The 8,592-nt window shown below is 34.8% G+C and carries 10 protein-coding genes; 5 read left to right on the forward strand and 5 right to left on the reverse strand.

What is annotated here, in order from left to right:
- The coding region (locus DMP16_RS06130; protein ID WP_185957825.1) for an alkaline phosphatase family protein at positions 1 to 376 on the reverse strand (376 nt) is incomplete at its 3' end.
- Between the two features lie 42 nt (positions 377 to 418).
- On the opposite strand from DMP16_RS06130, the gene DMP16_RS10965 reads away from it, so the two are divergent.
- The 3 genes from DMP16_RS10965 to DMP16_RS06140 all read left to right on the forward strand — a co-directional run bounded on the left by DMP16_RS10965 (position 419) and on the right by DMP16_RS06140 (position 4,051).
- On the forward strand, positions 419 to 586 hold the full coding sequence (locus DMP16_RS10965) for a hypothetical protein (protein ID WP_185957826.1): 168 nt from the start codon (positions 419 to 421) through the stop codon (positions 584 to 586).
- Positions 583 to 2,133 carry an NAD(P)/FAD-dependent oxidoreductase gene (locus DMP16_RS06135; RefSeq protein ID WP_069284029.1) on the forward strand — a complete coding sequence of 517 codons (1,551 nt, stop codon included), beginning with the start codon at positions 583 to 585 and terminating at the stop codon, positions 2,131 to 2,133. The genes DMP16_RS10965 and DMP16_RS06135 overlap by 4 nt, the downstream gene beginning before the upstream one ends.
- A 91-nt stretch (positions 2,134 to 2,224) precedes the next feature.
- Positions 2,225 to 4,051, forward strand: coding sequence for an AAA family ATPase (locus DMP16_RS06140; protein WP_069284028.1), 1,827 nt, complete (start codon positions 2,225 to 2,227; stop codon positions 4,049 to 4,051).
- Here DMP16_RS06140 and DMP16_RS06145 read toward each other — a convergent pair.
- Together DMP16_RS06145 and trxB are read right to left on the reverse strand one after the other, a co-directional pair.
- On the reverse strand, positions 3,996 to 4,799 hold the full coding sequence (locus tag DMP16_RS06145; protein ID WP_069284027.1) for an inositol monophosphatase family protein: 804 nt from the start codon (positions 4,797 to 4,799) through the stop codon (positions 3,996 to 3,998). The two genes, DMP16_RS06140 and DMP16_RS06145, sit on opposite strands and share 56 nt — an antisense overlap.
- Entirely contained in the window at positions 4,796 to 5,767 is a 972-nt protein-coding gene (gene trxB / locus DMP16_RS06150; RefSeq protein WP_069284026.1) for a thioredoxin-disulfide reductase, read from the reverse strand. Before trxB ends, DMP16_RS06145 begins: the two co-directional genes overlap by 4 nt.
- A gap of 90 nt (positions 5,768 to 5,857) precedes the next feature.
- Here trxB and DMP16_RS06155 point away from each other — a divergent pair, with 90 nt between their 5' ends.
- Positions 5,858 to 7,363: a dihydropteroate synthase-like protein gene (locus DMP16_RS06155; RefSeq protein ID WP_069284025.1), complete on the forward strand. Its 1,506-nt coding sequence runs from the start codon at positions 5,858 to 5,860 to the stop codon at positions 7,361 to 7,363.
- Positions 7,323 to 7,766, forward strand: coding sequence for a hypothetical protein (locus tag DMP16_RS06160; RefSeq protein ID WP_069284727.1), 444 nt, complete (start codon positions 7,323 to 7,325; stop codon positions 7,764 to 7,766). The genes DMP16_RS06155 and DMP16_RS06160 overlap by 41 nt, the downstream gene beginning before the upstream one ends.
- On the opposite strand, the gene DMP16_RS06165 is transcribed toward DMP16_RS06160, so the two are convergent.
- Together DMP16_RS06165 and DMP16_RS06170 are read right to left on the reverse strand one after the other, a co-directional pair.
- Positions 7,750 to 8,166 carry a 6-pyruvoyl tetrahydropterin synthase family protein gene (locus DMP16_RS06165; RefSeq protein ID WP_069284024.1) on the reverse strand — a complete coding sequence of 139 codons (417 nt, stop codon included), beginning with the start codon at positions 8,164 to 8,166 and terminating at the stop codon, positions 7,750 to 7,752. The two genes, DMP16_RS06160 and DMP16_RS06165, sit on opposite strands and share 17 nt — an antisense overlap.
- Positions 8,156 to 8,592: hypothetical protein (locus DMP16_RS06170; protein WP_143576984.1), on the reverse strand; the 437-nt coding region annotated here is incomplete at its 5' end. The genes DMP16_RS06170 and DMP16_RS06165, both read right to left, overlap by 11 nt.

Genomic DNA, 8,592 nt, shown 5'->3' on the forward strand with positions numbered 1-8,592 from the left:
AATCCTTTATGGAGTCCCTCTCGCTTAACTGGGGAAACGTATAACGTAATGTATTTACTATCCCACCTAATCTTTTTACAAACGTATTATATCCTAAAACTCCGTGCTCACCAGGGGTCAAGGCAGTAAATAAGGTTGTTAAGACAGTGGAAGTAGTTGATGGGAAAACTGTAGTTATCTTCTTCGCATTGATTTTACTCTCTGTCTTTTGAAAGATGTTCCATCCTAATCCGTCAAATAGGACTAAAACCAGTCTATTATTTAATGAAATATCCATCTCTTTAAGGCAATTTCTATTAACACCTAGAAACTTTGCAATCGTACACGAAAGCGTATAAATATTCTCTCCATAATAATCTGGTAATATAACGTCCATTTTGCAATAGAGTTATATTGCTCACTTTTTAAGTTTATGTTAATGTCACTCATTATACTCGCAGCAAGCACTGCAACAACTAAGGTTGCAAATACAATACCTCCCATCCAATCCACGATAGAAACGTTTACCTATATATCAATAGGCTTAGGTGGTTTAGGTGTTGCAATTGGATTTCTCATTTGGTTCTTACAAAGGCGGTCAAAATGATTGACGTAGCAATAGTAGGAGGAGGACATAACGGATTAGTCACCGCTGCATATCTAGCTAAGGCTGGCTTAAAAGTAGCTGTATTCGAAAGAAGGGAAATAGTTGGAGGGGCTAGTGTTACTGAAGAATTATGGCCGGGAATTAAAGTTTCAACTGGTGCTTACGTACTAAGCTTACTAAGACCCAAGATCATAGAGGATCTAAAATTAAAAGAATTTGGTTTAAAAGTGTATTTGAAAGATCCTGGGTTATTCTTACCTTTCCCCAACGGCAAGAAGTTGTATATTTGGTCTAGTCTAGAAAGGACCAAAAAAGAAATTGAAAAATTTTCAAAGAACGACGCTAAGAGTTATGAGAGATGGGTTAAATTTTGGGATAACTTTGCTTCTTTAGCTGATTTCTTTATGTTAAACCCTCCTCCTAGATTAGATGAGGCTGAGAACTTAATTAAACTGTTAAAGGGTAATGTAAATGAAGAAGAGGTTTTAATGTTCCTTAGAACTTTTGTTCAAGACGCTAACTCAATGTTGGATGAATATTTTGAGTCTGAAGAGATAAAGTCAGCTTTAGTGGAGGATGCCGTAGTAGGTACCTTTGCCTCACCTTCTATGCCCGGCACAGCTTACGTGTTAGCACATCACGTAATTGGAGAAGTTAATGGGGTTAAGGGAGCATGGGGATATGTGGAAGGAGGTATGGGTGGGGTTACTCAAGCACTTAAGAGATCAGCTGAATACTTTGGAGCTGAAATATATACTAATGCTGAGGTGGACGAGATTCTAGTGAAAAACAACAAGGTAGAGGGGATAAAACTAAAGAACGGTAAAGAGGTTAAGGCAAAGATAGTTGTTTCTAACGCAGACCCTAAGAAGACATTTCTACATTTGTTAAGAAATGCAGAACTTGATGAGGGGTTTGTAAAGAAGGTTAAGGCTCTGAAGACTACAGGTGTTTCATTTAAGATAGTAGGATACTTAGAGGAGTTACCGGATTTCGGGAACGGAAAAAGTCTTTCTCCGGAACATATAGCTTCAGAACTAATTATGCCGAGTATAAATTATATCGAGAAAGCCTATGATGATGCGAGAATTTTTGGTTATTCGAAAGAACCATGGCTTTCAATTAACATTCAATCATCAGTAGATCCTACTGTGGCACCTCAAGGTAAATTCTCGTTCTCAATTTTTGGGCAATATGTAGTATATGACAGAAAGAGAAATTATGAAATGAAGGATGAAATTGCTACGAGAACTCTAGAGCTCATAAGAGAATATGCACCTAATTTTAAACCAATTAAGTACGAAATGTTAACTCCATTGGATATAGAGAGCAGGTTCGGAATTACTGGAGGAAACATTTTTCACTTGGACATGACCCCTGACCAGTTATATTTCTTTAGACCCCTAATAGGATACTCTGACTATACTACACCGATAGAAGGATTATATTTATGTGGATCCGGAACTCATCCAGGTGGAGGTGTTACTGGTGCACCAGGGTATAATGCATACATTAAAATTCTAGAAGATTTAAAGAAAAAGTCCTAATTTAATAGAGAATAATCGAATCATTTTCTTGATAAAAGTTTTTGAAATAAGCTTATAATCATAAAAACGGATATTATTATCGGATTGAGCCTTGAATGAATACACAGTAAATCTTATAATCATATTTATCAGCTTGTCCGTATTAATAGTAATACTTATGAAGATTTTCGGAAAATCTACTGCAAAGTTCGCTTATTCTGATAAAGCGTTACAATTACAAAATAAAACTCAGAAAAAGAAGCCCGAAACTGAAGATAAGAGAATAACTTGGGATGATATTGGAGGTTATGAAGACGTAAAGAAAGAAATAAGGGAATACATAGAGCTTCCTCTTAAAAATAAGGATGTTGCATTAAGATATGGATTAAGACCACCAAAGGGAATATTACTCTTTGGTCCTCCTGGATGTGGAAAAACTTTAATGATGAAGGCTTTAGCCAACGAGACAAAATTGAACTTTATTTACGTCAATATAAGTGATATAATGAGCAAATGGTACGGGGAAAGTGAGGCTAGACTGAGGGAGTTATTTAATAATGCCAGAAAGAACTCTCCTTGTATACTGTTCTTTGATGAGATAGATACCATAGGCGTAAAAAGGGAATCTCACACAGGAGATTCTGTTACACCAAGATTATTATCCTTGATGTTATCAGAAATAGATGGTCTACATAGTGATGATGGAGTAATTATAGTTGGTTCTACTAACGTACCCCAAATGCTAGATAAAGCTTTATTAAGGGCAGGGAGATTTGACAAACTAATTTACGTTGGAGCACCAGATAAACAAGCTAGAAAACAGATTTTACAAATACATTGTAAGGGAAAACCATTAGCTGATGATGTTGATTTTGATAGATTGGCTGATATAACTGAGAGATATAGCGGAGCAGACCTAGCTAACCTATGCCAAGAAGCTGCGAGAAAAGTAGCAGCTGAAGTTTTAGAAAAGGGAGCGGATAGGAAAATCACTATGGATGATTTCATTGAACTAATAAAGAAATACAAACCTAGTATAACCTTGCAAATGATAGAAGATTATGAGAAATTTAGATTAGACTTTGAGAGGAGAGTTAGAAAAGGAGAAGAGGAGAACGAATACTTTGAGGAGAAGATATCTTTAGATGATATTGGAGGATATGAGCAAATAAAAACTGAGTTAAAAGAACTGCTTGAATTGCAATTATTTCACTATAAACTTTTGGAAAAATTAAAGATTCCTCCTATCAGAGGGATTCTACTCTATGGTCCACCTGGAGTAGGTAAAACGATGATGGCAAAGGCTTTAGCAAAAACACTCAAGGTAAAATTAATATCATTAAGCGGAGCTGAGATAATGTACAAGGGATACGAGGGAGCAATTGCCGCTATAAAGGAAGTGTTTAATAGGGCTAGAGAAAATAAGCCGTCAATTATACTTTTAGATGAATTGGATGCAATAGCATCAAAAAGAAATTACAAGAGTTCTTCAGAAGCATCAAAAATAGTAAATCAATTGTTAACTGAAATGGATGGAATAAGAAGTTTAAAGGAAGTAATAGTAATAGGTACAACTAATAAGTTAAAGGCTATTGATCCAGCAATTTTGAGACCTGGGAGGTTTGACAAAATATTACACATGCCTTTACCAAATAAAGATGAGAGATTAGATATCCTTAAGAAGTATATAGGTATGGATGAGTGTGAAAAAGTTGATTGCAGTATAATAGCGGAGAAAACTGAGGGATATTCTGGAGCTGACTTAGCGGCGATCGCTAGGGAGGCGAAAATGAAAGTACTAAAGGACATGTTAAAGGGTATTAAGGATAGGAGTCTAACTAAAGAAGATCTTACGTATGCCTTGGAAAAAATACAACCTTCAGTTAAGAAAAAGAAGAGTAAATCCTCTTCAACACATCATGATCCCAAGATAGAATAATTTCGTCTATATTATATACGTTATCTATTCCAACACCAATTTCTTTTCCGTCTAATGTTGTAGCTATTGTATTTAGACGTTTACAAAAGTTTATCGATGCTGAAATGTCTACATTTCTTAACCTTCCCCTTAAATCAAAGAATAAGTAAGCCATTTTAGTACATACCAGCAACATGTCAAGTGAAGCACTACCTAAACTTCTTATCTTATATCCGTTAATTTTGCTCAAAATTTGAATTGATTTCTCCACTTTATCTTTTTCAAAATACGTTATAACAATTTTCGGTAAAGATAGATCATTTGGCTTATCATTGTAGGGGTAACCATTAACATAAGCATTTCTAATATCGTAACTGTAGACCTTATTGTATGGAACGTTAATTACAAATCCTGCTATGGAATCTAATATCGTCTTAGACTTTCTATCATATATTGCAACAGATACAGAAAACCAAGGAATATCTAACACAAAATTAGTACTACCATCAAGAGGATCTATAACGGCAAGATAATCATAATTATCCATATACCCAGAAACTCCAGATTCCTCTGAGACAAACTTAAATTTGTAACCAGTATCCTTTAGTAATTCAAATAAGTATTCCTCAGACCTCTTATCTATTAACCTCGTTGTATCCCCAGAATGATACCCAATAATCTTAGTAGCATTTCCCTCATCTCTTACTTCCTTAATGTATTTAGATACTTTAAGAGCTATATCATCGAGAGTTTGTCTTAATTCACTCATTTTTTACCCTTCTTTTCCGTTAAATATCTATATGCGGAAGTTGCTGCTACACCACCTTGAGCTACAGCTGTTATAATCTGTCTAAACCCTAGCCACATGTTGGTACAATCACCTGCAGCATAGACACCCGGTACATTTGTTCTCATCCACTCATCAACCTTAATATACCCATTACTATCAACTTCAATTCCGTTATTCCTAGCAAAATCTGTCGGTGGATCAAAACCTATTTCTATGAAGACACCGTTCACATTCAATTCCTTAATCTCTCCAGTCTTCAGATTCTCCACTACAATCTGTCTAACTATCTTATCTCCTTTAATTTCCTTAACTGCTGAGTTTAAAACGAACTCAACGTTAGGCTTTTTCTTTACAGTTTCAACATAAATTGGCTGGGCTTTAAAGGAGTCTCTTCTATGTATAAGGTAAACTTTTGTGGAGTAACTTGATAATATTTCAGCTCCTTCTAAGGCTGAGTCTCCTCCTCCTACTACAGCTACAACTCTATTCTTAAATAGTGGAGCATCGCATATAGAGCAATAAGAAATACCTTTACCAACGAATTCCTGTTCCCCAGGAACATTTAGTTTCCTCCTCTTAACACCTATTGTCAGTATTACAGTATCTGCCTTAAATTCCCCTTTCCTTTTTGTCTTCACAATAAACTCATCATTGTTTTTCTCAATTTTCTCAACAATATCCAAAATTATTGGGACGTTATATTTTTCAACATGCTTATTAAATATTTTAATCATATCGCTAGCTTGAATTTCTATTAAACCTAAATAATCGTCAACTATACCTGCCTCAGTAAGTTGACCTCCTGGTGTTTCGCCTATAACTAAAGTCTTCATCATATATCTAGCAGCATAGAGTGCGGCACCATATGAAGCGGGACCTAACCCAACTATTATCGTATCAAATTTTTCTCCAGGCTTTATACTTGCTGTTTTTGGTAAAAGACTCATATGATTTATTACACATGATTTAATTTTAAGAGTTTTGTTCAACGATAAATAAAAACTTGAAGTTAAATAGTTTAACATCTATTATATCATGTGAGAGTATTACTGGTAACTGGAACTTTGGCTGCCCCAATTGTCTATGATGTAATAAAAAATATTAGAGACATACAAGTTGAGGTTAAAGTTCTTGATTATCCCGTTGCTGCACTGATGAGTACTAAGTATATTGCTGAAAAACTGAAAAAAGATGTTAGTAGTGATAAAAAAATTGACTATATTTTGGTACCTGGGTTAGTATATGGAGATGCAAAAATTATCGAGAAAGAGACAGGGATTAAAGCATTCAAAGGAACAGAGGAAGCTTGGGATATTCCTAAAGTTATTGAGGCATTGAAGAGTGGAATAGAACTATCTACTATTGAACCTGCTGACAAAATAATAGGTAAGGTATCTAATGTTGAGGAAAAATTGAAAGAAATTGAAGAAGATGCTAAAATAGCTTTTGAAATAGGTGACATAAAAATCCCTATAACACCTCCTCCTTTTAGAATATTCTTAGAGTTTGATCATAATTGGGACTTTAGTTATCTAGAGAAAGTAAGAAGGTTAGTAGATATTATAGTTTTAGGATTTCCTGTGGGACATAACGATATTGAAGAGCTAAGGAAAAAAATTAGAATATTAGTGGACAGTGGTTACGTAGTTGGAATAGATGCGGATTCTCCTAAAGCGTTAATTGAAGGTGTGAAAAGTGGGGCATCAGTTGTATTTAACTTAAACGAGTTAAATATCGACAAATTAGAGGAAATTAAGGATTCTGCTTTCGTAGTAGCACCCTTTTCAACTGAAAATAAAGGTGAAATTACGGTTAAACTAATAAGTGAAGCTAGAAGGAGAGGCTTCAAGAAACTTATAGCAGATCCTATCTTATCTCCTCCACTTAAGGGAATGGTGAAAAGTATGTTTGATTACGCTTATGTAAGGGAAAAATTGTCTGATGTTCCGATTTTAATGGGTATACTTAATGTCACTGAGTTATTAGACGCTGATAGCGTAGGAATTAACGCATTACTCACAACGATAGCTGGGGAGATAGGAATTTCCAATCTACTAATTATGGATAAGGGTAAAACCAGGTGGAGCAGTTGGGAAGTTAAGCAAGCGTCTAAAATGGTTAGTATTGCATTGAAAGAAAACAGGGTTCCTAAGGATTTAGGAATTGACTTATTAATACTGAAGGACAAAAATAAGATTAAAAAGGAGAATAAGAAAGCAGATATTCAGATAAAAGATAAAATAGATCCAATTATGGATCAAGGTTACGCTAAGGTATTCATAGCCGATGATGGAATTGGTATAGAGTGGTACGGAAAGGAAAGAGTAACAATAAAGGGAAAGGACGCTTTAAGTCTAGGAAGAGCTCTCCTAAGAAGAATAAATGAGGTTAGCAAGGAGCATGCATTATATATTGGATATGAATTAGCTAAGGCTGAGATAGCTTATCAGCTAGATAAAAATTATATTCAAGATAAACCGTTATTTAAAAAGATAGTTAATGATGATAATAGCGATTCCGTCAAGAATAGAGAAGATAGCTGAAAGCTATACCTTCGTATTTTCTGTGATTCCGCCTATAGTCTCTTTCAGAAATTCTAGTGAAAAGGAGAAGGACTTACTCATTAAATTGAAAGAGACTTACAGTATTGATGAGGCTTGTAAGGATCATGAGAAAAAGTTTTGCTATCCTGCAATTTTAGGGGGAATATTCATCTTCAATGAAAACGTGATTATGAAAAGATATGAGACTTATGGCTATATTTGTAAAAGTAATGGGCACTTTATACCTAACTTAAACAATCTCTTTGAAAAAATGGAGAAAGGTGAGGAGTGGTGCTTCAAATTTTCTGATGAAGAGATCTTATGTTATAGGAAAAACAAAATAAGTCAAGAATGTAAATGGATTGATAATGTCGGATTACGTTTTATCATGGATACTCTATAACCGCATAGGAATCTTTTCCCTCATAGATCTTTACCATGATCTTATATTTTCTATCCAATTTTTCATAGATTATTTTGGCAATCTCCATACCTATGTACTCGACTGTAGGGAAGGGAGCGTTGATCACTTTATACTCCATTCTGAAGGGACCTTCAAATCTCGATTTTTCCAGATCAGGCTCAGGGATGATTAACTTATGATCCCACTCTTTCACGATTTCTTTAATGATCTTTTTGAGCAAGTTAAAATCTATCACAAATCCTGATTTTTCGTTTACCTCACCCTCTACCTCAACGCTAACTAAGTATGTATGTCCATGAATTTGACTATCTTGATATGATGACAAGGTGTAATGGGCTGAATCTATAGTAATTCCTTCTATTCCTACCCTAACCCTCATTCAAAGACCTCCTTATATTCTTGTCAAAGTGTTCCCAAGTAGCCTCGCTTAAATATTTTATCTCATCGCATAACGACTTGATATTAGCATCCTTTTTTGCTATCTCTTCAATTATTTTGTTTATATTATAGAGAATGTGAAAATCACCTTGAGCGATCTCCTTTTCCCCGAAGTAAATCTTGTCTCCGATTACTGTATTTCCTCCTTCCTCTATTATTTTATACACAGCGTAAGTCAAATTGTCAATGTTAATGTTATTAGCATATCGCGAGAAAATTTCTCCTAAGTCATACCTTAACGTATATATTCTGTCTTGAATGAGATCTATTAAGCTGTCTAGCACTTCTACTTGAGCCTTGAAATTTTCTATAGATAATAAATCCTTATACTTACTCGTCATAATGCAAGTAGTATTACACGGAACTG

Source organism: Sulfolobus sp. B1, from assembly GCF_007050195.1.
In the GTDB taxonomy this organism is placed as follows: Archaea; Thermoproteota; Thermoprotei_A; order Sulfolobales; family Sulfolobaceae; genus Saccharolobus.

What these genes read in the sequence shown, in the direction of transcription:
- DMP16_RS06165 (WP_069284024.1), bottom strand. Translation starts at nt 8,166, where the DNA reads ATGAGGGTTAGGGTAGGAATAGAAGGAATTACTATAGATTCAGCCCAT.
- trxB (WP_069284026.1), bottom strand. Translation starts at nt 5,767, where the DNA reads ATGAGTCTTTTACCAAAAACAGCAAGTATAAAGCCTGGAGAAAAATTT.
- DMP16_RS10965 (WP_185957826.1), top strand. Translation starts at nt 419, where the DNA reads ATGTCACTCATTATACTCGCAGCAAGCACTGCAACAACTAAGGTTGCA.
- DMP16_RS06135 (WP_069284029.1), top strand. Translation starts at nt 583, where the DNA reads ATGATTGACGTAGCAATAGTAGGAGGAGGACATAACGGATTAGTCACC.
- DMP16_RS06145 (WP_069284027.1), bottom strand. Translation starts at nt 4,799, where the DNA reads ATGAGTGAATTAAGACAAACTCTCGATGATATAGCTCTTAAAGTATCT.
- DMP16_RS06160 (WP_069284727.1), top strand. Translation starts at nt 7,323, where the DNA reads ATGATAATAGCGATTCCGTCAAGAATAGAGAAGATAGCTGAAAGCTAT.